The 24,042-nt window shown below is 65.3% G+C and carries 18 protein-coding genes; 6 read left to right on the top strand and 12 right to left on the bottom strand.

The window, feature by feature from the left end; all coding sequences use genetic code 11:
* Positions 1–91: 91 nt before the first annotated feature.
* Positions 92–514 (top strand): hypothetical protein, encoded by a 423-nt coding sequence (locus Q1U94_RS05035; RefSeq protein WP_300542430.1) that lies wholly within the window; start codon positions 92–94, stop codon positions 512–514.
* Here the strand turns inward: Q1U94_RS05035 and Q1U94_RS05030 are convergent.
* The 4 genes from Q1U94_RS05030 to Q1U94_RS05015 form a co-directional block, all read right to left on the bottom strand.
* Positions 511–948, bottom strand: a complete 438-nt coding sequence (locus Q1U94_RS05030; RefSeq protein ID WP_300542429.1) for an HIT family protein — start codon at positions 946–948, stop codon at positions 511–513. The genes Q1U94_RS05035 and Q1U94_RS05030 overlap by 4 nt on opposite strands.
* Positions 945–2,141: a GNAT family N-acetyltransferase gene (locus tag Q1U94_RS05025; RefSeq protein ID WP_300542428.1), complete on the bottom strand. Its 1,197-nt coding sequence runs from the start codon at positions 2,139–2,141 to the stop codon at positions 945–947. Before Q1U94_RS05025 ends, Q1U94_RS05030 begins: the two co-directional genes overlap by 4 nt.
* A gap of 12 nt (positions 2,142–2,153) precedes the next feature.
* A complete protein-coding gene (locus Q1U94_RS05020) occupies positions 2,154–3,524 on the bottom strand; it encodes a M48 family metalloprotease (RefSeq protein WP_300542427.1) in 1,371 nt (456 codons plus the stop codon).
* A gap of 114 nt (positions 3,525–3,638) precedes the next feature.
* The gene (locus Q1U94_RS05015) at positions 3,639–6,353 is read right to left on the bottom strand and encodes a ribonuclease E/G (protein WP_300542426.1); all 2,715 of its coding nucleotides are present in this window, start codon (positions 6,351–6,353) and stop codon (positions 3,639–3,641) included.
* Between the two features lie 476 nt (positions 6,354–6,829).
* Here Q1U94_RS05015 and Q1U94_RS05010 point away from each other — a divergent pair, with 476 nt between their 5' ends.
* From Q1U94_RS05010 to prfB, 3 genes are all read left to right on the top strand, one after another.
* Positions 6,830–8,041: an N-acetylmuramoyl-L-alanine amidase gene (locus Q1U94_RS05010; RefSeq protein ID WP_300542425.1), complete on the top strand. Its 1,212-nt coding sequence runs from the start codon at positions 6,830–6,832 to the stop codon at positions 8,039–8,041.
* Between the two features lie 97 nt (positions 8,042–8,138).
* Entirely contained in the window at positions 8,139–10,643 is a 2,505-nt protein-coding gene (locus Q1U94_RS05005) for a penicillin-binding protein 1A (RefSeq protein ID WP_300542424.1), read from the top strand.
* A gap of 88 nt (positions 10,644–10,731) precedes the next feature.
* Positions 10,732–11,863 (top strand): peptide chain release factor 2 gene (gene prfB / locus Q1U94_RS05000; RefSeq protein ID WP_300542422.1). Its coding sequence is split into 2 segments (ribosomal slippage): positions 10,732–10,800 and positions 10,802–11,863, totalling 1,131 coding nucleotides; the frame shifts between segments, so codons are not numbered across the junction.
* Here the strand turns inward: prfB and Q1U94_RS04995 are convergent.
* The 3 genes from Q1U94_RS04995 to Q1U94_RS04985 all read right to left on the bottom strand — a co-directional run bounded on the left by Q1U94_RS04995 (position 11,860) and on the right by Q1U94_RS04985 (position 14,116).
* Positions 11,860–12,177 (bottom strand): transcriptional regulator, encoded by a 318-nt coding sequence (locus Q1U94_RS04995; protein WP_300542420.1) that lies wholly within the window; start codon positions 12,175–12,177, stop codon positions 11,860–11,862. The two genes, prfB and Q1U94_RS04995, sit on opposite strands and share 4 nt — an antisense overlap.
* Positions 12,178–12,187: 10 nt before the next feature.
* On the bottom strand, positions 12,188–12,808 hold the full coding sequence (locus Q1U94_RS04990; protein WP_300542419.1) for a hypothetical protein: 621 nt from the start codon (positions 12,806–12,808) through the stop codon (positions 12,188–12,190).
* Positions 12,809–12,871: 63 nt separating this feature from the next.
* Positions 12,872–14,116: an acyltransferase family protein gene (locus Q1U94_RS04985; protein WP_300542417.1), complete on the bottom strand. Its 1,245-nt coding sequence runs from the start codon at positions 14,114–14,116 to the stop codon at positions 12,872–12,874.
* A gap of 255 nt (positions 14,117–14,371) precedes the next feature.
* Between Q1U94_RS04985 and Q1U94_RS04980 the strand changes: the two genes are divergently transcribed.
* The gene (locus tag Q1U94_RS04980) at positions 14,372–15,622 is read left to right on the top strand and encodes an acyl-CoA thioesterase/bile acid-CoA:amino acid N-acyltransferase family protein (protein ID WP_300542415.1); all 1,251 of its coding nucleotides are present in this window, start codon (positions 14,372–14,374) and stop codon (positions 15,620–15,622) included.
* A 134-nt stretch (positions 15,623–15,756) separates the two neighbouring features.
* Here Q1U94_RS04980 and Q1U94_RS04975 read toward each other — a convergent pair whose 3' ends face one another.
* The 4 genes from Q1U94_RS04975 to bcp form a co-directional block, all read right to left on the bottom strand.
* Positions 15,757–16,239, bottom strand: a complete 483-nt coding sequence (locus tag Q1U94_RS04975; RefSeq protein ID WP_300542414.1) for a polymer-forming cytoskeletal protein — start codon at positions 16,237–16,239, stop codon at positions 15,757–15,759.
* Between the two features lie 61 nt (positions 16,240–16,300).
* Positions 16,301–17,542, bottom strand: a complete 1,242-nt coding sequence (locus Q1U94_RS04970) for a peptidoglycan DD-metalloendopeptidase family protein (RefSeq protein ID WP_300542412.1) — start codon at positions 17,540–17,542, stop codon at positions 16,301–16,303.
* Between the two features lie 116 nt (positions 17,543–17,658).
* Positions 17,659–18,468: a ferritin-like domain-containing protein gene (locus tag Q1U94_RS04965; protein WP_300542410.1), complete on the bottom strand. Its 810-nt coding sequence runs from the start codon at positions 18,466–18,468 to the stop codon at positions 17,659–17,661.
* The gene (gene bcp, locus Q1U94_RS04960; RefSeq protein ID WP_300542409.1) at positions 18,465–18,938 is read right to left on the bottom strand and encodes a thioredoxin-dependent thiol peroxidase; all 474 of its coding nucleotides are present in this window, start codon (positions 18,936–18,938) and stop codon (positions 18,465–18,467) included. Before bcp ends, Q1U94_RS04965 begins: the two co-directional genes overlap by 4 nt.
* A 102-nt stretch (positions 18,939–19,040) precedes the next feature.
* Here bcp and Q1U94_RS04955 point away from each other — a divergent pair, with 102 nt between their 5' ends.
* Positions 19,041–22,475 (top strand): AsmA-like C-terminal region-containing protein, encoded by a 3,435-nt coding sequence (locus Q1U94_RS04955; RefSeq protein WP_300542408.1) that lies wholly within the window; start codon positions 19,041–19,043, stop codon positions 22,473–22,475.
* Positions 22,476–22,795: 320 nt separating this feature from the next.
* Here Q1U94_RS04955 and tyrS read toward each other — a convergent pair whose 3' ends face one another.
* The gene (gene tyrS, locus Q1U94_RS04950; RefSeq protein ID WP_300542406.1) at positions 22,796–24,037 is read right to left on the bottom strand and encodes a tyrosine--tRNA ligase; all 1,242 of its coding nucleotides are present in this window, start codon (positions 24,035–24,037) and stop codon (positions 22,796–22,798) included.
* Positions 24,038–24,042: the final 5 nt, after the last annotated feature.

Genomic DNA, 24,042 nt, shown 5'->3' with positions numbered 1-24,042 from the left:
AGGCATGGCAGGCACCGTCCTGTCGGCGTGACAGGTGCCGAGACTCAGGCCTTCAATCGAAACTCGTCCGCAGATCAAAGGGGGGAGCCGGATGCGGCATCTGGACGTGCTCTATCGCGTTCTGGTCGGTTGCGTGGGTATCCAGGTGATCTATGGCGGCTACTGGGCGCTGCATGACCTGTCGGCGCGGCTGCGGCTTTGGCCGGACCCGGCCCGGGCGGAGGCTTTCGTCGAATCGCTGACACCGCTGCAGGAGACGCTGTTCTTTTCCCATGTCGCGATGAATGCCGTCGTTCTGGGACTGGTGCTGGCGCGTCTCCGGCTGGCCCTGCCGGCCTTCATCCTGTCCTTCGCCCTCGACCGGGGCGAATGGGTCATCATGGGCGGCAATACGCTGTTTTCCTCGATGGTGGCGGTGGATGCCTGGGCGATGTTCTCGTTTACCCTGCAGGGAGCGATCATCGCGCTCTTGCTGATCCTGACCTTCGAGGGCGAGCTCAGGCGCGCCGGCTAGGGATTTTCGATCGCCGCCGCGATCCTTGCCGCCTGCTCCTTCAGCACATCCATGTCCGCCTCGCCGCCGCCATGCCGCCCGAGCGCTTCACCGTCCATGCGCGGAATGATGTGAAAATGGACGTGGAAGATGGTCTGGCCGGCCGGCGCGCCATTGAACTGGGTGATGACGATTCCGTCGGGCTTGAGCGCCGTGTTCACGGCCTTCGCGATACGCTTCACCCGCACGATGGCCGCCTGCAGAGCCCCGTCGGTCATTTCCAGCGCATTGCGTACGGGTTCGCGCGGGACGACCAGGGTGTGGCCCGGCGCCTGGGGGTAGATATCCATGAAGGACAGGACGTGCTCGTCCTCATAAACCTTCACGCACGGGATCTCGCCCCTGAGGATTTTCGCGAAGATATTGTCCGGATCGTATTGACCGTGAAGGCTCATGGCGTGTCTCCCCCTTTGAGGTCCGACTTAAACGGGCTCTCCAGATCCTGCAAGGCGATGTCCGCCTCGACCGCCGCGCGTTCGCGCGAAAGGAAGCCGGCGACGGCGTCGCGGAAGCCGTCATTGGCAATGAAATGGGCCGAATAGACCGGCTGGGGCCTGTAGCCGCGGGCCAGCTTGTGCTCGCCCTGGGCGCCGGCCTCGACGCGGCCCAGCCCGCGCTCGATGGCGATGTCGATGGCCTGGTGATAGCAGAGCTCGAAATGCAGGAAGGGGTGGTCGGCCAGACGTCCCCAATAGCGCCCGTAAAGCGCGTTCGAGCCGGCAAGGTTGAGCGCGGCGGCGATATAGCGGCCGTCCGCCTTGGCCATTACCAGTACGACCTTGTCGGCCAGGCGCTGATGCAACAGGTCGAAGAATTCGCGATTGAGATAGGGATAGCCCCATTTGCGCGACCCGGTGTCCCGGTAACAGGCGAAGAACGCGTCCCAGTGGTGGGGATGCAGATCGTCGCCGCTGAGCCGCTCGATCGCGATTCCGGCCTGGGCCTCGCGGCGTTCCTTGCGCAGGGCCTTGCGCTTTCTCGAGGACAGGTCGGCCAGGAAATCCTCGTAGGTTTCATAACCGCGATTGGTCCAGATGAACTGGCGGTCCGTGCGCTGCAGCAGGCCGAGCTCGCCCAGTTCGCGCCATTCAGCCGCGAGCGGGAAATTCACGTGCCAGCCGGACACGCCCCATTGTTGTGCGGTCTGAACGGCGCCGGCGGCGAGAGCCCGGCGCAGACCCGGTTCCCGGGCCAGGATGCGCCGGCCGGTGACGGGCGAGAAGGGCACGGCTGTGAGGAGTTTGGGGTAGTATTGCCCGCCGGCCCGCTCGAAGGCGTCGGCCCAGGCGTGGTCGAACACGTATTCGCCCATGGAGTGGGACTTCACGTAAAGCGGAAGGGCGCCGGCCAGCCGGCCCTGTTCGTCCTCGACCACGAGATGGCGCGGAATCCAGCCCGTCTCCCCGCCGACGCAAGCCGAGGCCTCCAGCGCCTCCAGGAAATCCCAGCTGAGGAAGGGGTCGTACTCGGCATCCGGCGGATTGGCGACGGCGTCCCAGGCCTGCCGGCCGACCGACGCCAGGGCGTCGACCGAGCGCAGGCTCAGAACCGGTCCGTCGCGACCGTCATCGGCGGGCGGGGGCGGCACGGTGTCGGCCCGTCAATTGGTGCGGTCGCGGCGCTGGCGCCGCATCCGCCGCAGCTCTTCCTCGCTGGGCTGGGAGACGGCCTGTATCTCGGTTGCCCGTATCCAGGCCGGTGTGCCCTGGTCCAGGCCCTGGCGGGCCCTCGCCGCAAACTGGTGGGCACGCAGGCGATCGCCCATGGCATACGCCTGTTCGGCAACGGCGAGCTCGGCCAGTGCGGTGTCGCCATTGCGTTCGTGCAGGATCGAGAGCTGGTACCAGGCAAAGGCATTGTCCGGTTCCATGTCGAGGGCGACGCGCAGATGCTGAGCGGCCTCCTCGCGGTATGCCGGATTTTCTGTCGCGATCATGGCGATCGCTAGATTGATGCGCAGAAGCGGCGCGGTCGGCTCCAGCTCCACCGACCGCCGGTGCGGCGCGATGGAGGCTTCCACCCGTCCGCTTTCGAACAGCATCTGGCCGTGCAGTTCGTGGAAGTACGGATTGTCCGGTTCCTCGTCGAGCAGGCTCTGCATCTCTTCGAGAGCCCGGTTCAGGCGCGCATCGTGATAGTAGGCGACGGCCCGCGCATACCGGGCGGGCAGGGAGGTATCGCTCTCGGGGTAGCGGTAGAAGACGAATTCGGGGGCCACGAGGAACCCGTATATCTTCGCCTGCATCCTGCGAAGCGTGGCAATCTCCTCCGGTGAATCCGTGTCGCCGGAATAGGGGGATTCGGCAATTCCGCTGCGCAGGTTCGCGATCCGGTCCGAGGACAGCGGGTGGGAGCGGAAATAGGCGAAGCGGCGCTGCTGCGACATCACTTCCTGATACCGGAAGCGTTCGAAAAAGGTCACGAGCCCGTTGGGCGACTCGCCGGCCCGTTCGAGAATGCGCAGTGCCGCCTGGTCCGCGCCGGCCTCCTGAGCCCGGCTGTAGGTGAGGTATTGGAGGGCGCCGAACTGCTGGCTCGACGCCATCAGTGCGCCGGCTGCACCGCCTTCGCCGGCCATGGCGGCGAGAACGCCGAGGCCGAGGCTGACGAACATCGGCACCTGGGCCGAGGCCATGGCATCGCCGGAGCGGGCGAGGTGGGCGCCGGTGATGTGACCGGTCTCGTGCGCCAGAACGCCCTTGAGCTGGTTGGGCGTGCCGGCCTCGACGATCATTCCGGTATGCATGAAGATGTTCTGCCCGCCGGTGACGAAGGCATTAATCTCGGGGTCGGCGACGAGATAGAAGTCGACATCGCTCGGATTGAGATCGGCCGCCTCGAGAATCGGGTCGAGATAGCCACGCATCACGTGCTCGATCTCGGTGTCCCGGATGAGCGACTGGCTCAGCGCCGGTGCATGTGTTGCCACAGCGAGGCTGGCGGCTGTGGCGATGGCTCTCAGGATCGACATCCTGCCTCCACTACTCGTCCCCCGCCCTTATCATGATAACAGCGTGTTCCCGGCACGCCATCGAAGTTGGAGGCAGCCGGGCCGCAAATCAAGATCTGCAGCCCGGCTGCGATATCAGTCGCCGAACAGGCCGGTCCGGTTCCACCAGCCACGGCGCTTGGGGCGCTTGGCGTCCTCATCTCCGGCGTCGCTGCCGGCCGTGGCGGCTTCGGTTTCACGCGCGGGCTCCTCCGGTTCCGTCGTTTCGGTTGCGGCCGGCGACGGCGCCGGTGTGTCCCCGGCAGGAGTATCTCCGCCGGCTGCGTCCTCGGCCGCCGGAGCGTCCTCCGCCTTCTTGCGGCGCGGACGGCGTTTCGGCTTGGGCTTGTCCTCCGCTGCCGGCGCCGTCCCGGCTTCCGGCGCCTCGGCACCGTCTTCCCTGGCCGCGGTTTCGGCCCCGGCCTCGGCCGGAGTGTCTTCCGCCTTCTTGCGCGGCCGGCGCGTGCGGCGTTTGGGCCTTTCTTCCGCAGCGGGCTCTTCGGCCGTTTCGCCCGTAGCGCCGGCAGCCGTTTCGGGCGCTTCCGCGACCTCACTTCCGGCCTCAGCGGACCCGGTCTTCTTGCGGCGTGTGCGGCGCTTCGGTTTGGGCTTGTCCCCGGTTCCGGCTTCGGCATCCGTCTCGGCGGGAGCCTCGTTCACCGTCTTGGCGGCCGGCGCCTCTGTCTCTGCCTCTGCCTCTGCCTCTGCCTCTGCCTCTGCCTCTGCCTCTGCCTGGGCGTCGGCCGGCTGGGCGGTGTCCGGCGTTTCAGCCTGAGACTCGGCCTGTGTTTCGGTCTGGGCCTCGTTGCGCCGGCGGCCACGGCCACCCCGGCGACCGCGGCGCCGGCGGCGGCGCGGCTGGTCCTCGCCATCATCGCTGCCGTCCTCGTCGCTCGCGTCCGGGCTCTCGGCCGTGTCGCCGCCCTCGACGGCAATCACATCCATGGCGGCAGGCGCCTCGTCCGAACCTCCGCCCTTGCGGCGGCGCCGGCGGCGCCGGCGGCGGCCCGAACCTTCGCGATTGTCCTCATCCTCGTCTTCGACCGTGTCGGCCTCGCCGGGGATTTCGATCTCCTCGACGGATTCGACCGACAGCGGCGCGACCGGCAATTCCTCGCCCGGTTCACGGCTTTCCAGGGCCTCGATGGTGAATTCCGGCGCCAGGATCGTGTCGTCGGCAGCAACCGCGATGCGCATCGCGAAACGGGTCTCGATGGCCAGCAGATGATCGCGCTTGTCGTTGAGGATATAGATCGCGACATCGGTCGGGACCGAGATCCGGACCCGTTTGGACTTGCCGCGCGTGCCCTCGCGTTCCAGACCGCGCAGGGCGACGAGCGCGCTCGATTCGGTCGAGCGGAGATGGCCCGAGCCGCGGCAGGTGGGGCAGGGTTTTGTCGAACCTTCCAGAAGGCTGGTGCGGCGGCGCTGGCGCGAGATTTCCATCAGGCCGAACTGGGAGATGCGGCCGACCTGGAGGCGCGCCCGGTCGCGCTTGAGAACGTCCTTCATCTTCTTTTCGACGGCGCGATTATTCTTGTTCTCATCCATGTCGATGAAATCGATCACAATGAGACCGGCCAGGTCGCGCAGGCGCATCTGCCGGGCGGCTTCCGCCGCCGCCTCGAGATTGGTCTTGAGGGCGGTCGCCTCGATATTGCGCTCGCGCGTGGCGCGGCCGGAATTAACGTCGATCGAGACCAGGGCTTCCGTCGGATTGATCACGATATAGCCGCCGGATTTCAGCGGCGCGATGGGCGAATAGATCGCTTCGAGCTGGGCCTCGACCTGGTGCTTCAGGAAGAGCGGCACGGTTTCCTTGTAGTGCTGCACCTTCTTGGCGTGGCTGGGCATCAGCATCTTCATGAAGGCTTTCGCCTCCTTGTAGGCCTCTTCGCCCTCGACCTGCACGCTGTCGATATCCTTGTCGTAGAGATCGCGGATGGCGCGCTTGACCAGATTGCCTTCCTCGTAGATCAGCGCCGGGGCCACCGATTGCAGCGTCAGGCTGCGGATATTCTCCCACAGGCGCAGCAGGTAATCGGCGTCGCGCTTGATCTCGGTCTTGGTGCGGCTGGCACCCGCGGTGCGGATGATCAGGCCGACGCCCTTGGGCAATTCCAGCTCGTTGACCACGGTCTTCAGCCGCTTGCGGTCCGAAGCGTTGGAGATCTTACGGGAAATGCCGCCGCCCCGCGGCGTATTGGGCATCAGCACGCAGTAGCGGCCGGCCAGGGAGAGATAGGTCGTCAGCGCGGCGCCCTTGTTGCCGCGCTCTTCCTTGGCGACCTGGACCAGCAGGATCTGCCGGCGCTTGATCACCTCCTGGATCTTGTATTTGCGGAACATCTGGCGGCGGCGGCGCGCGGCCTGGGCGTCATCGACATCATCGTCGCTGTCGTCGCCGATGGTTTCCGGAGCGTCCTCCGCGTCGCCGGCATCCGAATCGGGATCGGCCCGGCCTGTGCCGGCCTCGTCAGCTTCCGGTGCTGCGACGGGTTCGTCGTCCTCGTCGGCCCGCACGACCGAGGCTTCCTCTTCGGCCAGCGCGAGGCGGTCCTCATAGGGGATCTGGTAGTAGTCCGGATGGATTTCGTTGAAGGCCAGGAAACCGTGGCGATTGCCGCCATATTCCACGAAGGCCGCCTGCAGGGACGGTTCTACGCGCGTGACCTTGGCGAGGTAGATGTTTCCGCGAATGGGACGGCGGGCTTCCGCCTCGAAATCGAAATCCTCAACTTTGGAACCGTCGACGACGACGACGCGGGTCTCTTCGCGATGACCCGCATCGATCAACATTTTCTTGGACATTAAAAGTCTCTCCTGCGCACGCCGGCAGGACCGTCCGGCCGATCTCGGCGGGACGCGCAACACGCGGCGGCGGGGGTGCGACGGACGGGGGGCAGCCTGTAGTCGTATGACTGTGCATCAGGCGCTCCTCGCGCATCAGCAGTTACCATTTGCGCCTCCCGGCCTGTCTGAAGGGCGTCGGGCGCGGCGGTCGGGGCTTCGGACAAGACATAAGAACCGAAGCGGCGATAGTGAAGCCGGCGGGCCTCGCAGGGCGCGGCCGGAACCTGCCGGGCGGCACGGGTTTCGACATCGAAATCTCGGTGTCGCCAAGCTGTTGGCAACATGCAACATTCCAATCGGGAAGAAAAGTGTCTCTCGCCGTTGCCATCTTGCGTGGAAAAACAGGGCTGCCGCATCAACCAAACGTCAAGCTCCGCGCGATAAGGTGACGCAAAAGCCGTGGACAGAATCGCGGCAGTGACGATGGTGTGGATATGCGCGTTCAACAAATCATGACAGTCTTGGCGGGGATCCTGACCCTGGGCGGGGCAGGCTGGGCCGACCAGGAAGTTCGCGACATCCGTTTCGGTGTCGACGGCGAGCGTACGCGCGTTGTGATTGAAACCGCCGAACCCGCAGATTTCCGTGCCTTTACGCTGGACGGCCTGTCCGACCGGCTGGTGGTCGACCTGCCGGACATGCGCTGGTCCGTCACCGGTCTTGCCGCCGGCGAAGGTGTCGGCCACGGCCTGGTCGACGCGTTCAGATTCTTCAACAATTCCGCGGCGTCCTCGCGCGTCGTGTTCGAACTGGAACATCCGGCCGTTATCGTCAGCCAGTTCGCTCTCGACCCGGCGCACAACGGGGGCAATCACCGGCTCGTCATCGACGTGGAGCGCGCCTCCGACGATGCCTTCCAGTCGGCGTCCGGCTTTGCCCTTGGCCATGCCTCCAGTCTCGATTCGCTGATCGCGGAACGGGTGGAAGCGGTCTATGTGCCGCCCCAGCGCGAACGCCGTGTTGTCGTGGTCGATCCCGGCCATGGCGGCCGCGATCCCGGTTCGATCGGCACCCGGGGCACACATGAGAGCGACGTCGCTCTGGAAGCGGCGCGTGAATTGCGCCGCCAGCTCGAAGCGACGGGGCGCTATGAAGTCCTGCTGACCCGCGACCGCGACATCTATCCCTCATGGGAACAGCGCGTCGGCGTGATGGCCGAGGCGCGCGCCGACCTGTTCATCTCTCTGCACGCCGATTCGTCGTCGAGCTCGAGCGTTCACGGCGCGGCGGTCTATACGCTGAACGACCGGGCTGAAAGCCGGGCCCGCCAGCGCGCCCGCCAGGACGCCAACCACACCGCGCAGGTCGATGTGAACAATATCCTCGTCGAGCTCGAACTGCGCGAAAAGCGTAACCAGTCTTCCGCCTTCGCCGAAGTGCTGCTGGAACATCTGGGCAATGCCGGTCCCTTGCTGGCCAACCCGCATCGTCAGGCAAACCTGTTTGTCCTTCTGGACCCGCGTGTCCCGGCCGTGCTGGTGGAAATGGGCTTCCTTACCAACCGGACCGACGAGAACAACCTGAATTCCGCGTCGGCCCGCCGCCGCCAGATGGCGGCGATCGTCTCCGGCATCGACGATTATTTCGCCAATCGCGGAGACGATGTCTTCGCCGACTCGGACACGATTGCACTTCCGGCGCGCTGAATCGCTTTAATCTGACGATCTGCGCGGCCATAATGCCGCCTCGGTGTCATGCTCCTGGGATACAGCTGTCCAGCGGGTAGAGCGGCCAGAGGGCGTAATGAGACTTTTCACACTGCGTAACACGATGCGTATGGCGCTTTGGGGCGGTATTGCTGCCGCGGTCCTGGCGCTGGTCGGCTTCATCGCCGCTGCGGTCTATGTCGTGCGCGTCACCGACGATCTGCCCAATCACCGGCAGCTGGAGGAATACACGCCGCCGATCATGAGCCGCGTGCATGCCGGCGACGGGCTGCTGATCGCGGAATATGCGCGCGAGCACCGCGTCTTCGTGCCGATCGACAATATTCCGCAGAATGTGGTGCACGCCTTCATCTCGGCCGAGGACAAGAATTTCTACGAGCATGGCGGCCTCGACCTGCGCGGCATTATCCGCGCGGCGGTCTCCAATATCGGCAATGTTCTCAACGGCCGCCGTCTGGAGGGCGCGTCGACGATCACCCAGCAGGTGGCCAAGAACTTCCTCCTGTCCTCCGAGCAGCGCATCGAACGCAAGGTTCGCGAAATGGTGCTGTCGCGCCGGATCGAGCGGGCCTTCACCAAGGACGAGATTCTCGAGCTTTATCTCAACGAAATCTATCTGGGGAACCGCGCCTACGGTGTCGCGGCGGCCGCGCTGAACTATTTCGGCAAGTCGCTGGACGAACTGGAACTGCACGAGATCGCCTATCTGGCGGCCCTGCCCAAGGGTCCGGCCAATTACCATCCCGAGCGCCGCCGCGAAGAGGCCATTGCCCGCCGCAACTGGGTGATCGGCCGCATGCTGGACAATGGCTACATCTCGGCCGAGGCCGCCGAGGAGGCCCGGGCGCAGCCGCTGCAGGTTGTCGACCGCCTGTCCGGTGCCACCTATACCGCGGCGGAGTATTTCGTCGAGAATGTGCGCCGCCAGGTCTTCTCCATGTATGGCGAGGACGAGCTCTACGATGGCGGCCTGTCGATCCGCACCACGCTGGACACGTCGATGCAGCTGGCGGCCCGGCGGGCCCTGCGTGACGGTCTGGAGGCCTATGACCGCCGTCACGGCTATCGCGGCCCCCTCGAGACGATCGAGCCGGGCGAGGGTTGGGAAGAGCGTCTCGCTGCCGTGGAAACACCGCGCGATCTGGACGAGGGCTGGATGCCGGCCGTTGTTCTGGGCACGACCGCTTCGGCGGCCCGGATCGGGCTGATGAGCGGCGAGGAGGGCGAAATCCCGATGTCCGCGCTGGAATGGGCACGCGAAACCCGGCCCGACGGCGAACTCGGTCCGGTCGTCAGCCGGCCCTCGCAGGTGCTCGGCGAGGGCGATGTGATCCTCGTCGCCTCGATCGCCGGTCAGGACGAGTACGAAGAGGGCCAGTACGGGTTGCGCCAGGTGCCGGAGATCAATGGCGGCATTCTCGCCATGGACCCGCATACCGGCCGTGTCCTGGCCATGGTGGGCGGCTATTCCTTCCAGCACAGCCAGTTCAACCGCGCCACCCAGGCCCGGCGCCAGCCGGGCTCGTCCTTCAAGCCCTTTGTCTACGCCTCTGCGCTCGACCACGGCTATACGCCGGCCAGCCTGATCCTGGATGCGCCCTTCGTCGCATCCGGCGGGCCGGAAGAGCGCTTCTACATGCCCTCGAACTATTCCGACCGGTATTACGGCATGTCGACCCTGCGCCTGGGTCTGGAACTGTCGCGCAATGTGATGACGGTACGCCTGGCCCAGGAAATGGGCATGCAGCCCATCGTCGAATATGGCGAGCGCTTCGGCATCTATGACGACATGGAACCGGTCCTGGCCATGGCCCTGGGGGCGGGCGAGACCACGCTGGAACGGCTCGTGGCAGCCTATGCCGCCCTGGTCAATGGCGGCCGTGAAGTGGAACCGACGATTCTCGACCGGGTGCAGGACCGGTCGGGCGAGACGATCTACGCCCACGAGGTCCTGCCTTGCGAGACCTGCGATGTGGAGACATGGTCCGGGGATCTGCTCGAACCGGTCTTCCCGGAAGTGCGCGAAGAGGTCGTAGACCCCGTGACCGCCTATCAGGTCGTGCACATGCTGGAGGGCGCGGTGCAGCGCGGTACCGGTACGGCGCTGCGCGCGCTGGGCCGGCCGCTGGGCGGCAAGACCGGCACGACGAACGATTTCCGGGATGCCTGGTTCGTCGGCTTCGGCCCCGACCTGGTGGTCGGCGTCTATGTCGGATTCGACACGCCCTATCAGCTGGGTGATGGCGAGGCCGGCGGCCGTGTGGCCGCGCCGATCGCACGGGACTTCCTGGCCGCGGCGCTGGAGAATTATCCGGTGGCCCCCTTCCGCGTCCCCGAGGGCGTACGCCTGGTGCCGGTCGATCGCCAGTCCGGCGAACCCGGCGCGCTGGGCCAGCCCGGCGTGATCCTGGAGGCCTTCCGCCCCGGGACCGAACCCTCGCGCGATACCGAGGAGGATGAGAGCGGCCTGTCCTTTGCCCGTGCCACGGTCAGCGACGATCCGCTCGCACTCCTGCTCGCCGACGAGGCGGGGGAAGAGGGCGAGGAAGACAATGACGACGAGCTGGGCGGTCTGTACTGACCGTCTTGTCTCGTCCTCGTGCTGACTTTATCTCCATGAACCTCAATCGTGACTCGCTTTCACAAAGCCTCGAAGAGGTCGCTAGGCCATGCGTGCTGACATCCAGACCCTGTCCGACGAAATCCAGCAGGCGGTGGGCCTGCTGAGGAGGCGTCTTTGACTGGGATACCGCCCAGAAACGCCTCGACGAACTGAACGCCAGATCCGAGGATCCGGGCTTCTGGAACGATCCCCAGCAGGCCCAGGTCCTGATGCGCGAGCGCAACCGGCTGGAAAGCGCGATGACGACGATCCGCGAAGCCGAGACCGAGCTCTCCGATGCCGTCGAGATCGTCGAGCTTGCGGAAATGGAAGGCGATGAGGAGATGGTGGACGAGGCCGTTGCCGGTCTCAAACGCCTGGCCGATCGCATGCAGCGGGCCCAGCTGGAAGCCCTCCTGTCCGGCGAGGCCGACGCCAATGATGCCTTCGTGGAAATCCATTCCGGTGCCGGCGGCACGGAGAGCCAGGACTGGGCCGCCATGCTGGCGCGGATGTATTCGCGATGGGCCGGCGATCACGGCTACAAGGTCGAGGTGATGGAGGAACAGGCCGGCGAAGAGGCCGGGCTGAAATCCACGACCCTGCTCGTGCGGGGCGAGAACGCCTATGGCTGGCTGAAGACGGAAAGCGGCGTGCACCGGCTGGTGCGCATCTCGCCGTTTGATTCCAGCGCCCGGCGCCATACCAGCTTTTCCTCGGTCGGTGTCTATCCGCAGATCGACGATGCGATCGAGGTCGAGATTGACGAGTCCAAGGTGCGCACCGACACATACCGGGCTTCGGGCGCGGGCGGCCAGCATGTCAACAAGACCGACAGCGCCGTACGCCTGACCTATGACATGCCCGGCGAAGAGCGGCCGATCGTGGTGCAGTGCCAGAATGACCGCTCCCAGCACAAGAACCGGTCCCAGGCCTGGGACATGCTGCGCGCCCGGGTCTACGAGATCGAGCTGCAAAGGCGGGAGGAAGCGGCCCAGGCCGAAGCCGACAGCAAGACCGAGATCGGCTGGGGCCACCAGATCCGTTCCTATGTCCTGCAGCCCTATCAGATGGTCAAGGATCTGCGCACCAATGTGGAAACGTCCAACACGTCAGGCGTGCTGGACGGCGATCTGGATGAATTCATGGCAGCCGCCCTGGCTGCCCGCGTCGGCGGCGACGAGGATGCAAACGCCTAGCCCGGGCCGTCTTCGCCCGCCTTGCCGAGCAGGGAGGCCATCGCCTCGACATAACGGGCGAAGGCCTTGGATCCTTTCCGCGTGATACGCACCCGGGTCAGCGGTTTGCGGCCCATGAAGCTTTTTTCTATGGCGACATAGCCGGCATCTTCCAGCTTGCGAAGATGGATGGAGAGATTGCCCTGGGTTGCGCCGAGCGCGGTCTTGAGCTCGGTGAAATCCGCCACTTCGGCATGGGCCAGATACGTCATCACGCCCAGGCGCAGGCGCCCGTGGATGATCTCGTCGATCTGGTCGAATGGCGATGCGGTCATGACGGTGCGCTCAGCGGGCCCGGATTGCCGTACGCCACATGACAAAGCCGGGCAGTGCCATAAGGAGGAAGAGCGAGAGCGAGGTCACGAGATTGAACAGCCCGGACCCTATGGTGAGACCGAGGGCGACGGCGGCGAGAAACCAGCCCAGGGCGACAATTCCGTACCAGGCCTTGCGGCGCAGGCTTGCCGCCACGAACCAGGCGCCGCCCTGCATGGCGAAGACGACGGGCACATAGTAGAGCCAGATCATGAAATCGCCGGCCTTGACGGCATTGAAGGCGAACACGCAGACCATGGATATGTTGGCCAGACCGGCAGCCTGGAAGGCGGCCTCGTAGGCGCGGCGTGTCACGGTGCCGGTGTCGGTCTGCTTGTGGTTGAGCCAGAGTACGACCGCCAGCACCGCCAGAAAGCCGCCGGTCGCGATGATGGCAGCTGCCAGGTGGGCCCAGGCGGGCACGGGAGCGAGTCCCGCCGTGCCGACCCAGTGCAACAGCGTTTCCAGACCGTAGAACAGCCCGGCGGTCATCAGCAGGACGCCGAAGGCGGCACTCGGATGGGGGTCGCTTTCCGCGATACTGCGCAGGAAGGCGAGGTCGGCTCTGGCGTTGATGAGATCATCTGACATGGCAGGTCTGTCTCCGGAAGGGTGCGGCGCGAAAGCGCCGCACCTGTTCGAGTATGAAACGATTCACGCGGCGTTGCCCGCTTGCGCTGTCGCGGGCGGTGTATCGCGCCGCCTGGGATGACGTTTGCCGTTGAGCCAGCCGCCGACCCAGCTGTGCCGGACCAGCAGGTGATAGCTCGCCAGCAGCAGCGCCATCGTGACAGCCAGGATGATCGCCAGTTTGGCAAGGCCGGGCAGGGCCAGATCCGACAGGGCGACCTGCAGGGCCATCACCAGCGGCAGGTGCATCAGATAGACCCAGTAGGAGGAGTCGGCGAGATAGCGCCAGACGCGGTTCTCGCGGGCAAGGACATGCAGGGCGGCTCCGGAGAGACCGAAGGTCCACGTCCAGATCGCCAGCGTGTAGGCACCGGCATAGAGGATGCGGTCCTGGCCCGGTTCGGCCGGCATCAGCAGTGGTTGAACGCCGGTCCAGGCTAGGCACAGGGCCGTGAGCGTCCCGGCCGCGGCCAGATTGATGGGCCAGGCCCGCTTCCAGCAGTTCAGTACCAGATCGCTGCGGCGGTGTACGGCCCAGCCGGCAGCGAAGGCCGTGCCGTAGCCGATCAGCGCCCCGGTGTTGGGCACAAGGCCCGTATCGGGCGTCGCGATGCCGAACCACTGCATCCAGACCGGCGTGATGGCGAACCAGACCGCCAGCGGCGCGGCCAGCAGAACGGCGCCAAACGGTGTGCGGGCCAGAAGGCCCGTGGCGGCGTCGATCAGGCGGCCGGTGCGGTCGGAGCGGTCGATGGCGCGGACCAGCGCCGTCAGCGGCAGGCTTACGGCGTAGAAGATGACCAGCAGATACAGGAACCAGAGGTGGGTGAGGGGAAAGGTCTGCATTGTCAGTGGCGGCGTTTCGCCGTCCGGGGGCGTCCCGCCATTGGCTTTGATAGCACCCCAGATCACGACCATCACGATGGCTGCAAAGAGCGGCAGCCACAGCGTGACGAGCGGCATTCCGATGCGTTTGACCCGGTCGATTGCGAAACCGCCCAGCCCGCGCCGGTGAGCGGCGAGGCGGGCAAAATAACCGGCGATCAGGAAAAACAGCGTCATGCGGAAGATGTGTGGAACGTAGAAGGCGAGGGCGAAGGGTGTGGCGGCCTGGCTGTCCTGGATAATCCAGATAGGCGGTCCGGGGATGAAGGACATGGCTGCGTGAAGGACAACGCCCAGCAGGAGGGCGATTGCGCGCAGCCCGTCGAGGGCATGCAGACGGCCGGTCTGGCCGGCATCTGCGCGAAGGGTTCGGGTGGACGACATGGAGGGCTCCCGTGTGATTGAAGGGTCCGTATACAGCAGACAAGTTTAAAAAACAAACAAGTCTATATGGTCCGGAAAATGGAATGCCGAGGCCGGCCCCATGCGCCCGGCATCCGGCGGATGCGTGCCCTCGCATCGTGCTTGCGATCGAACCTGTCCGGGACGGCCTGGGGCTGTAGGGCACTCCGCCTTGCCTCGGCACGAAAACCACTGGAACATCGCGGGCGCTGGCGTCGCGGAAAAGCGAGGTGGGGGATGAAATTCCTGTCATTGGTACTCGTCATCGTGCTTCAAGCGCTCGCGATCCCGGTTGCTCGCGCCGGTTCGGATGTCGCCATTCATGCCGTTGCCGACGCTTTCTTTTTCGATCGGGCGAGCGAGTTGCGGGTCAGCGGGCTGCCGCCGGGGTCGGAGGCTGTCCTCACTGTGACGGCGACGGATGGTGCGGGGCAGAGCTGGTGGAGCCAGAATGTTTATCGTGCGGGCCCGGACGGCATTGTCGATCCCGCGACGGACGCCCCGGTCCGGGGCACCTATGAGGGCGTGCAGGCCAGCGGACCCTTCTGGTCGATGGTTGGCGGAGATCGTTTCCACACGTCACAGGATGCCGATGTGCAGATCCGGCTGTCCGATGCCACGGGGCATGTGCTGGCGGAACGGGGCGTGCGGTGGTTGTCACCGCGCGCAGCGTCCGGGATTTCCACTGAAGCGCTGCCGGTGTCCGGCCTGGCCGCGACACTGTATTTGCCCGACGACGGCACCCGGCCGCTTCCGGTGGTGGTTGTGCTCGGCGGCAGCGGCGGCGGCTCGAATGGCGAGCGCGCAGCCCTGCTGGCTTCGCGAGGATATGCCGCGCTCGATATCGCCTATTTCGGAGCGGAGGGAACGCCGGCCTATTTTGTGGAGACACTGCCCCTTGAGCGCTTCTTTCCGGCGTTCGACCGGCTGGAAAGCCATCCGCGGGTCGATGCGTCCCGGATCGCCGTCATGGGGCGCTCCTATGGAGCCCAGCTCGCGCTGCTGCTTGCCGCTCACGACGACCGCATCCGGGCGGTCGTTGCCGAGGCTCCGTCTTCAGTCGTAACGGCAACCCCGGCGACCTATCCCTACGGCCCTTCCGCCTCGGCCTGGTCCATCGGGAACCAGGCCCTTGCCTTCCGCTCCGGCGATGGGGACGAGCCCGGTGAGGCGGCGATCCCCGTCGAACGGATCGACGGGCCGCTTCTCCTGCTGAGCGGCGACGATGACCGTATCTGGCCGTCAGGGGAAATGTCCCGGGCGATCGTCCGGCGTCTGGGACGGCTGGATTTCCCGAATGATGTGCGCCATTTGAGCTTTCCCGATGCCGGGCACAATTTCGGCGGCGGTGAGCAATCCTACGGTGTTGCGAACCTGCCGCCCAAGGAGCGCCGGGGGCGCAGCGGTGGCACCGATGCGGGCAATTCCCGTGCGGGAATAGACGCATGGGAGGCCACGCTGGAATTCCTGCAAGACACCCTGCGCTAGCCAGCGATCAGTGCGTGCCGTGTGCGAGCAGTTCGGTTGATCCGGGCTGCTGGCGCTTGTTGCAAAGCGTCAGACAAACGAAAACCGGCGGTGCCTTGGCGCCGCCGGTCGTTTCAATTCGCAGTGTCCGCTGATCAGAAGCCGGACTTGGAGGCCGCCACCGGCGGTTCCAGATCGGCCAGCGGGTCGGAGCTCTTGGCCGGGGCCGGCGGTTTGGTGTCGGTGGTGCCGGACTTCGAGATCGTTTCGGTCTTGTCGGTCTTCGGCTTGTCCGATTTCTGGCCGCCATCCTTCAGCGGATCGGAGGAGTGCCGGCAATGGCCGTCGAAGAAGGCGCCGCTTTCCACGGACAGGGCGGCGTGGACGATATCGCCCTCGATGCGGGCGGTCGAGGCCAGCTGGATCTGGCGGGCGCGCACGCTGCCCGTCACCTTGCCACGGACCACGACGGTCTCGGCAAACACTTCGCCACTCACGGAGGCTTCTTCGCCGATGATCAGCGAGCCGGCGCGCACATCGCCGTCGACCGTGCCGTCGAGCTGGATTTCACCGTCGGAAACGATCGACCCTGTCAGGACGAGGTCGCTGGAGAGAATGGAGGGAGCTTTCGATTCCATGGCGGTCCTTTTCGGAGGGGCGCTGTGTTGCGCTCCCGTCTCGGGAAGCGATTGGTCTTTGTTACCCTTGTTGAACATATTGGCCGGCTCTCAGTAAGCGTTCCGGATCGATGGCCGATCCATTGTACCAGATTTCATAGTGCAGGTGCGTGGCGGTGCTCCGCCCGGTCGAGCCCATCCCCCCGATGCGCTGACCGCGTTCAACTGTATCGCCACGCCGCACTGCGATTTCGTGGAGATGGCCGTAACGGGTGACAAAGCCGTAACCGTGGTCGATCTCCACGCAGCGACCATAGCCCGAGCGCCAGCCGGCGTAAATCACCCGCCCGGGCCCCGTCGCAATGATCGGCGCGCGGCGATAGGCGGCGAAGTCCATGCCGCGATGCGGGGTCGGACGGCCGTTGAACGGATCGATGCGAACGCCGAAATCGCTGGTCTGGCGATAGGTGTCGCCGATCGGCACGCCCAGCGGGCCGGCGTCCACGAACTCTTCCAGCTCTTCGACTTCCAGCAGACGTGCCGCAATCCGTGCGATCCGCGAGGAGAAGGCATCGTCGAGCTCGACGCCGGCGGCGGAGGAGGGTGTGGCGATGAAGTCGCTGGCCGAGATCGGTTCGAACGGACCGCCGCGTTCCTCGCCTTCGCGATTCTCGGCAATCACGTCCTCGATGTTCAGTCCGGTCAGGCGCAGGACAGCGCGCAGGTTCTGCAGGCGGGCCTCGGTGGCGTCCTCGGCCTGGGCCAGAACGGTGTCCTGTTCGCCCATGAGGTAGGAGATCTGGTCCTCCGGCGCGTCGGAGGAGAGGGCGGCGACATTGACCAGGGGATCGCGGGCTTCTCGAGGTGTCGGGTCGGCGGGGGTTGCCGCCATCAGCACGCGGCCATCGTCCAGTGCGGGCGAGGGCTCCATGTCCTGGCCGGTCAGCTGTTCGGCGAAATCCACCAGCTGGCGCAGCGTCTCGTGGCGCATCTGGAATTCGTAGGCGGTGCGGTCGAACTCCTCCATGCGCGATTCCATGAAGGAGATGACGGTGGCCTCATTGGCCTGGGCTTCCGCGACCATGCGGTGATAATTGATCCGCTCGCGCTCAAGCTCGGCATCCTTGGCAGCGAGGGCGCGGCCGTGGAAGGCGACAGAAACCGTGGTGAAACAAAGCCATCCCGCCAGGACGGTCGCGCTCAGCAGGGCCCCGATCTGAACGCCGGTCGAGATCGCGAAGTAGCGAACCTGACCATCGCTGCGATGATAGATCTGCCGGTCCGGAAACCAGCGCTGCGCCGTACCCCAAACGGCTTCTTTCACTCGTGAAAACATGCGCTACGTCGCTCGGATACTGCCTGCCCCAAAACCCCTGCGCGAGCATGTGACACAAAAGCCCGCCGGATATCAATACACTCCCATGCAAGAGGCACGCCGGATCAGGCCAGCGGCAGGTAGAAATCGGCCGGAAAACCGGCCCGCTCGCGGGCGCCGCTGTTGAAGGGCGGTTTCAGATTGCCCCTGTAGTAACGGCTCACCAGCGCCTGGAAGTGGGTTTCGGGGTCTTCCCCGAGCCGCGTGCAAACGGTTCTGAACCAGCGCACGCCTGCGGCGACATGGCCGATCTCCTCGGCATAGATCACCCGCAGAATCTCCGCGCTTTCCCGATCCCCGGCAGAATCGAGCCGGTCGATCATGCCGGGAGTGACGTCCAGTCCGCGGGCCTCCAGAACGAGGGGCGCGACCGCGAGACGGGCCGCCAGTGAACCGGATGTTGCCATGGCCGCGTCCCACAGGCCGTTGTGAGCCGGCAGTTCACCGTAGTGACTGTCCAATTCCTCGAGACGGTCGGCGATCATGACGAAATGGCGGGCCTCGTCGTCGCCGATGCCGGTCCAGTCGGACAGGAATTCGTCCCGTTGCGTCGCGGGAATGAGGGGGTCCGTCCCGAACCGCACCAGCATGTCGAAGGCGAGGTCCATGGCATTGAATTCGATATGGGCGATCGCATGCAGCAAGGCTGCCCGCCCGGTTCGAGTGTTCAGCCTCCGGCGCGGTACCTTGCCCGGCTGCACCAGTTCCGGCCTGGCAGGGCGGGCTGGCCGCGCCGGCGCCCCGGGCGCCGCACCGGCCGGCAGCATGCCCGCGCGCCAGAGCCGCGCCGCCTCGCGTGCAGCCGCCGCCTTGGCGCGCGGTTCGGCGGTGTCCAGGACCCGCCGCGCCAGCTGGAAGAGCGTGGGCACGGTCATCCCTTCAGGGCACGTACCGCGTCGAGCACTTCGTCAACATGGCCTTTGACTTTCACCTTGCGCCAGATATTGGCGATCCGGCCCTGGGCATCGATGACGAAGGTCGAGCGTTCGATGCCCATATATTCGCGCCCATACATTTTCTTGAGCACCCATACGTCATAGGCCTCGCACACCGTGCCGTCCTCGTCGGCGCCGAGTTGAACCGCCAGGTCGTGCTTGGCCTTGAACCTGTCGTGCTTCTTCACACTGTCCCTGGAAACGCCGACGACTGTCGCGCCGGCCCTGTCGAAGTCCGCGCGCGCCTGTGTGAAGTCGATGGCTTGTGTTGTGCAGCCAGGCGTATCGTCTTTCGGGTAGAAATAGAGCACAACGGTTTTGCCGCGCAGGGCGGCCAGATCGATCTCGCCGCCGCCGTCGGCGGGCAGTTTGAATGTCGGAGCAAGGTCGCCGGTTTTGAGTTCGCTCATCCTATCCCTCTTGCGTTTGTTGCGGTTGCCGCGGGCAGTAGAGTGTAAATTGCGCGTTCAACCCCAGGCGTCCAGTACCGCTGCTGCGGTCGGGAGGGGGTGATGCTGCGGAAGTCCCTGCGCTGGAGCCTGATCTATTTTCTCGAAGCCGTCGCCGTGCTGCTGGCGCTGGCGATCTTCGGGATCGGTGCCGTGCTCTGGCGCTTGTCCAGCGGACCGGTCGAGCTCGATTTCCTGCGCGAGGACGCACAGGTCATGCTGGCCAATGCGTTCGAAGGCGATGTCGTTGCCCTGGGTCGGCTCGAAGCCTGGTTCGATGCCGAACAGCGGGCACTGATGCTGACGGCACAGGACGTCACGGTGGCCGACCGGACAGGCGATGTGATCACGCGCGCTCCGCGAATCGAGGCCGGGCTGGCAGTCGACGCGCTCCTGCTGGGCCGGCTCGAACCCGTCTCGATCCACATCGAGGGCGGGTCCGTCTCGGTGGTCCGGCGGGCGGACGGGGCTGTCGGCGCAGGCCTGGGCGGGGTTGCGCGTGTGGCTGCGAATGCCCGGATGCCCGAGCGCGGCGGGGACGACAGTGCCAGCCTGTTCGAGATTCTGGCCGAGCCCCGGGCGGCGACGGACCGGCTCGGCCGCTTGCGCGATGTCCGGATCGAGCAGGCCGCCGTCCGCATCGTTGACGAACAGACCGGAACTGCCTGGCTGGTCGACGGTGCCGGTATCAACTTCGAACGAGACGATGCCCTGATTGTTGCCGAAGTCGCCGGCGCTCTGGCGACGCCGTCCGGTTTTGCTCCGGTCGAATTGCGGCTGCAGGCCGGTGCGGACCTGGAAAGCCTGCTTTTCGAAATGCGCTTCGACGAACTTTCGCCCTCCGGCGTGTTGCCCGGCAGCGGACCTTTGGCACCGCTGCGGGCTCTGGATGCGCCGGTCGATCTGGACATCGTCGTCGACGCCGCGCGGGATACCGGCATTCGTGCGGCATCGATCGTTCTGAATGTGGGCGAAGGCGCGATCCTGACAGGTGGGGAGCAGCGCGCCATGCAGGGTGCGGAACTGTCGGCGAGCTTCGACCCGGTGCAATCCGTGCTCAGTATTCATGAAGGCCGGTTTATGTCCGACCTGTTTGCGATCTCATTCGAGGGACAGGTGACCGATCTTGGCGGTTATCGGGGTGTCGTCCCGACCCGGGGCGATTTCGAGGTGCGCGTGGGAGAGGGATTTGTCGATCTCGGCGATGTGTTCGAACGGGATCCGCGATGGGAATCCCTCCTGGCGGCCGGCACGCTGCGCCTTGATGAACATGCCGTCGACTTCGAACGCCTCGAACTGGCCGTGGATTCCATTCGTGCCGGACTGGCTGGCAGCGCGTCGCTTGAACAGGGCGAGGACGGCACCTGGCTGCCCAATCTTCGCCTGTCCGGACCAATCGCTGGCGATGTGCAGCCGGAAACCGTTCTGGCCTACTGGCCCGTCGAACTTGCAGACAGTGCCCGCGAATGGGTGGATGAGCGCATACTGGGCGGCCGCTTCTACAATGCCCATTTCGATCTGGATCTGCGCGCGGAAGACCTCGAAGCCGGGCGAATGGACAATGAGCGCATGACGCTCAGTTTCGATTTCGAGAATGCGTCGGTCCTTTACATTTCCACCATGTCGCCCCTGGAAAATGCGCGCGGCGAGGCGGTGTTGCGCGGCAACGCTTTCGAAGTGGCGATGGAGAGCGGCCGTATCGGCGATATCGAGATCACCGAGGGTTATGTCGATATTCCGCGCCTCAATCCAAAAGGGGCCATGGCCCGTTATGGCGGTATCGCCCGGGGGGCAGCGGCGGACATTCTTGCCCTCATCGACGAGCCGCCGCTACATCTGCCCTCGGAGTACGGCATGGATCCGCAGCTTGTTGGCGGCCATGGTGAGATGTCCTTCGAAATCCGGCGGGCGATGCTGACCGATGTGCCACCGGAGGATATACCCTTCTTTGTCACCGGGCGGTTTGCCGATGCGAGCCTGAATATTCCCGGCACGCCGTTTGAACTGACCGATGGCGAAGTGGATATATCGGCGCGTCAGGATGGTCTTGAAGCGACCGGCAGTGCCCAGTTCCAGCAGACACCGGTGAGGATCCGGTGGACGGAAACGTTCGGCCTGCCGGATGATGCGCCCTCGACGGGTATCGAATTGGAGGCGGATGTAAGCGCGCACACACTGGATGCGTTCAACCTGCCGGTCCGGCGCTATTTCGACGGGCCTGTGCACATCACCGCTTCGGCCGTATCCGACGGGCTCGACTTCCGGTCGGTCGGGATCCATGCAGATCTCGAGAACGCCCTGCTCGAGGCTCCGGGCGGTGTCTGGTCAAAGGCGCCCGGGGAACCGGGCACGGCCGATATCACGGTAACTACGGACGAGGATGGGCATTATTCGCTTGATAGCGTCCAGATTCGCTCACCGGGTCTCGATATTGCGGCCTCTGCACGGGTGAGCGCTGCCGGCCGGCTGGAAACTGTGGCTCTCGAGCGCTTCTTTGTGGACGGCCTCGCCGATGTGGAAGGCCGCGTCGAGGTGCCTGCGGAAGCGGGCGCCCCCATCCAGTTGCGTCTGTCCGGACGCTATGTCGATGTCAGCGATTTCGTTGGCGAAATCGCCTCCTTCGGAGAGGGTGGTGCCGTCACGCCGCTTTCCGCCGGAGTGGATGTGGGCCGATTGATTCTGTCCGAACGCAGCGTGCTGGATGACTTCAGCCTGATCTGGCGCAGCGAAACCGCCGGCGTGCGCGCGGTTTCGCTGTCCGGCCGGACGGTCGACGGACCTTTCCAGGCCTTTTTCGGTGCCAGCGAGGAAGGGGGCGCGCGCGAATTCCGGGTGCAGGCGCAGTCGGCGGAACGTATCGCGTCGCTGTTCGGCCTGGAAAGTTACGCCCTGGGTGGCCAGCTGGCCGTGCTTGGATCGGCCCCGCCGCTCGGCACGGACGGGCCGCTGACAGCTCGTATCGAAATCGCCGATCTGACCCTTGTGCGCGTACCGATCCTGGCGCGCATTCTCGCCGCCGGCTCGTTCCAGGGTCTGGCCGCCCTGCTCAATGGCGAGGGCATCACGTTCGAGCGCGTGGAGGCCGACATTCTGTACGAGGACGGCCTGCTGACCATCGGCGAGGCCCGGGCAGCCGGCAATTCGCTGGGTGTGACAGCGGCAGGGACCATCGATTTCACGGTCCAGCAGGCCGCCATCGACGGCAATCTGGCGCCGTCCTATGTCCTCAACTCGCTGTTCGGGGAGGTTCCGGTTATTGGCGATCTCCTGGTCTCGCGGCCCGGCGAGGGAGTGATCGGAATTACCTATTCGGTCGAAGGCCCGTTCGACAGCCTCACCGTTTTCGCCAATCCCTTGTCGGCCTTCGCGCCCGGCCTGTTGCGCCGCATTTTCGAAGGCACGGCTGCCGAGCGTGCTGCAAGAGAGCGGGCAGACCAGGCCGCCGAGGCGCCTGCCGAGGATGGCGTCGAGGAACCGCCTGTCCCCGAAGGCCCCTGACTGCCAACCCGTCCTGCCGCTTTTTGCCTTCCCCGGTCTTGTGCCCCGGGCCCGGTTGAGGGCACGCAGCCTCGTAGGCGGCGATTGTTCTGCGGCGATGAAGCGGTGCCGCCTTCCTCAGGCACCGGCCCGGGGCCGGAGGAAGTGCGCTTTCTGTTCCTTCCCTCCACTTCTACCGACCGCAGAGCCGGGATTTCCTGCGCGAACGCGTCGCGCGTCCCGGGGGAAATGCATTGGCCGGGGACAGGTTTTCAATCCCGGTACCCGTCATCCTGACCGTCGTCGGGATGACGGAGTGCGCAAGGCCGCTGCCTGGCGGTCTAGGAGGGTTTGGCGAGGGCGTGCCGCTTTTTTCCGATCGAGAGTTTGATTGCCCCGTCGACCAGGAGTTCGGCGGTGGCCGGTGCGAACGGGTCGGTCAGCGCTTCGCCATTCACTTTCGCCGCGCCCGCCTTGATGTGCCGGCGCACCTCGCCATTGGAACTGGCCAGTCCGGCTTCGACAAAAAGCGCCGTCAGCGTGGTTTCGCCATCCGGAATGAAACTGACCGTCGGCAGGGCGTCGCCGGCCCCGCCGGCCGCGAAGGTCTGGCGCGCAGTCTCCTCGGCCTGGCGGGCCGCCTCGGCGCCGTGCATCATTGTCGTGGCCTCGTTTGCCAGGCGTATCTTGGCGTCATTGATCTCGGCGCCCTCCAGCGCTTCCAGGCGCGCGATCTCTTCGAGTGGCAGGTCGGTGAAAAGGCGCAGGAAACGGCCGACATCGGCGTCTTCGGTATTGCGCCAGAACTGCCAGTATTCGTACGGGCTCTTCTGGTCGGCATTGAGCCAGACCGCACCCTCAGCGGTCTTGCCCATCTTGGCACCCGACGCGGTGGTGATGAGCGGCGTGGTGAAGCCGAAGACTTCGGCCTGGCCGACGCGGCGGCACAGTTCCACCCCGTTGACGATATTGCCCCACTGATCGCCGCCGCCCAGCTGGAGGGTGCAATTGTAGCGCCGGTTCAGTTCCAGGAAGTCCACAGCCTGCAGCAGCATGTAGTTGAATTCCAGGAAAGTGAGCGGCTGTTCCCGGTCCAGGCGCTGTTTCACCGATTCGAAGGTCAGCATCCGGTTGATGGTGAAATGCGGGCCGAAGTCGCGCAGGAACTGGATATAGCCGAATTTCGACAGCCATTCGTCATTGTCGACGACAAGGGCGTCCGTTGGCCCGTCGCCGATCCGTACCAGGCGGGAGAAGGCTTTCAGGATCGAGGTCTTGTTGGCCTCGATCACATCGTCGGTGAGCATCTGGCGCGATTTGTCCTTGCCCGATGGATCGCCGATCTTGGTGGTGCCGCCCCCCATCAGGATGATCGGCTTGTGTCCGGCCTGTTGCATCCGGCGCAGCATCATGATCTGCACAAGCGAACCCACATGCAGGCTCGGCGCGGTCGCGTCGAAGCCGATATAGCCCGTCATCACGCCCTTCGAGGCCGCCGCGTCGAGACCGTCGATATCGGTCGCCTGGAACATGTAGCCGCGATCGACGAGATCGTGCACCAGCCGGGACTTGTATTCGCTCATGAACC

The sequence above is a fragment of the Maricaulis sp. genome, from assembly GCF_030149515.1.
Lineage (GTDB): Bacteria > Pseudomonadota > Alphaproteobacteria > Caulobacterales > Maricaulaceae > Maricaulis.
Note: the sequence above shows the minus strand (reverse complement) of the source record. Positions and strands in the feature narration are given on the sequence as shown.

What these genes read in the sequence shown, in the direction of transcription:
- Q1U94_RS05015 (WP_300542426.1), bottom strand. Translation starts at nt 6,353, where the DNA reads ATGTCCAAGAAAATGTTGATCGATGCGGGTCATCGCGAAGAGACCCGC.
- tyrS (WP_300542406.1), bottom strand. Translation starts at nt 24,037, where the DNA reads ATGAGCGAATACAAGTCCCGGCTGGTGCACGATCTCGTCGATCGCGGC.
- Q1U94_RS04980 (WP_300542415.1), top strand. Translation starts at nt 14,372, where the DNA reads ATGAAATTCCTGTCATTGGTACTCGTCATCGTGCTTCAAGCGCTCGCG.
- Q1U94_RS05030 (WP_300542429.1), bottom strand. Translation starts at nt 948, where the DNA reads ATGAGCCTTCACGGTCAATACGATCCGGACAATATCTTCGCGAAAATC.
- Q1U94_RS04995 (WP_300542420.1), bottom strand. Translation starts at nt 12,177, where the DNA reads ATGACCGCATCGCCATTCGACCAGATCGACGAGATCATCCACGGGCGC.
- Q1U94_RS05035 (WP_300542430.1), top strand. Translation starts at nt 92, where the DNA reads ATGCGGCATCTGGACGTGCTCTATCGCGTTCTGGTCGGTTGCGTGGGT.
- Q1U94_RS04985 (WP_300542417.1), bottom strand. Translation starts at nt 14,116, where the DNA reads ATGTCGTCCACCCGAACCCTTCGCGCAGATGCCGGCCAGACCGGCCGT.
- Q1U94_RS04990 (WP_300542419.1), bottom strand. Translation starts at nt 12,808, where the DNA reads ATGTCAGATGATCTCATCAACGCCAGAGCCGACCTCGCCTTCCTGCGC.
- Q1U94_RS04955 (WP_300542408.1), top strand. Translation starts at nt 19,041, where the DNA reads ATGCTGCGGAAGTCCCTGCGCTGGAGCCTGATCTATTTTCTCGAAGCC.
- Q1U94_RS05020 (WP_300542427.1), bottom strand. Translation starts at nt 3,524, where the DNA reads ATGTCGATCCTGAGAGCCATCGCCACAGCCGCCAGCCTCGCTGTGGCA.
- Q1U94_RS04975 (WP_300542414.1), bottom strand. Translation starts at nt 16,239, where the DNA reads ATGGAATCGAAAGCTCCCTCCATTCTCTCCAGCGACCTCGTCCTGACA.
- bcp (WP_300542409.1), bottom strand. Translation starts at nt 18,938, where the DNA reads ATGAGCGAACTCAAAACCGGCGACCTTGCTCCGACATTCAAACTGCCC.
- Q1U94_RS04965 (WP_300542410.1), bottom strand. Translation starts at nt 18,468, where the DNA reads ATGACCGTGCCCACGCTCTTCCAGCTGGCGCGGCGGGTCCTGGACACC.
- Q1U94_RS05005 (WP_300542424.1), top strand. Translation starts at nt 8,139, where the DNA reads ATGAGACTTTTCACACTGCGTAACACGATGCGTATGGCGCTTTGGGGC.
- Q1U94_RS05010 (WP_300542425.1), top strand. Translation starts at nt 6,830, where the DNA reads ATGCGCGTTCAACAAATCATGACAGTCTTGGCGGGGATCCTGACCCTG.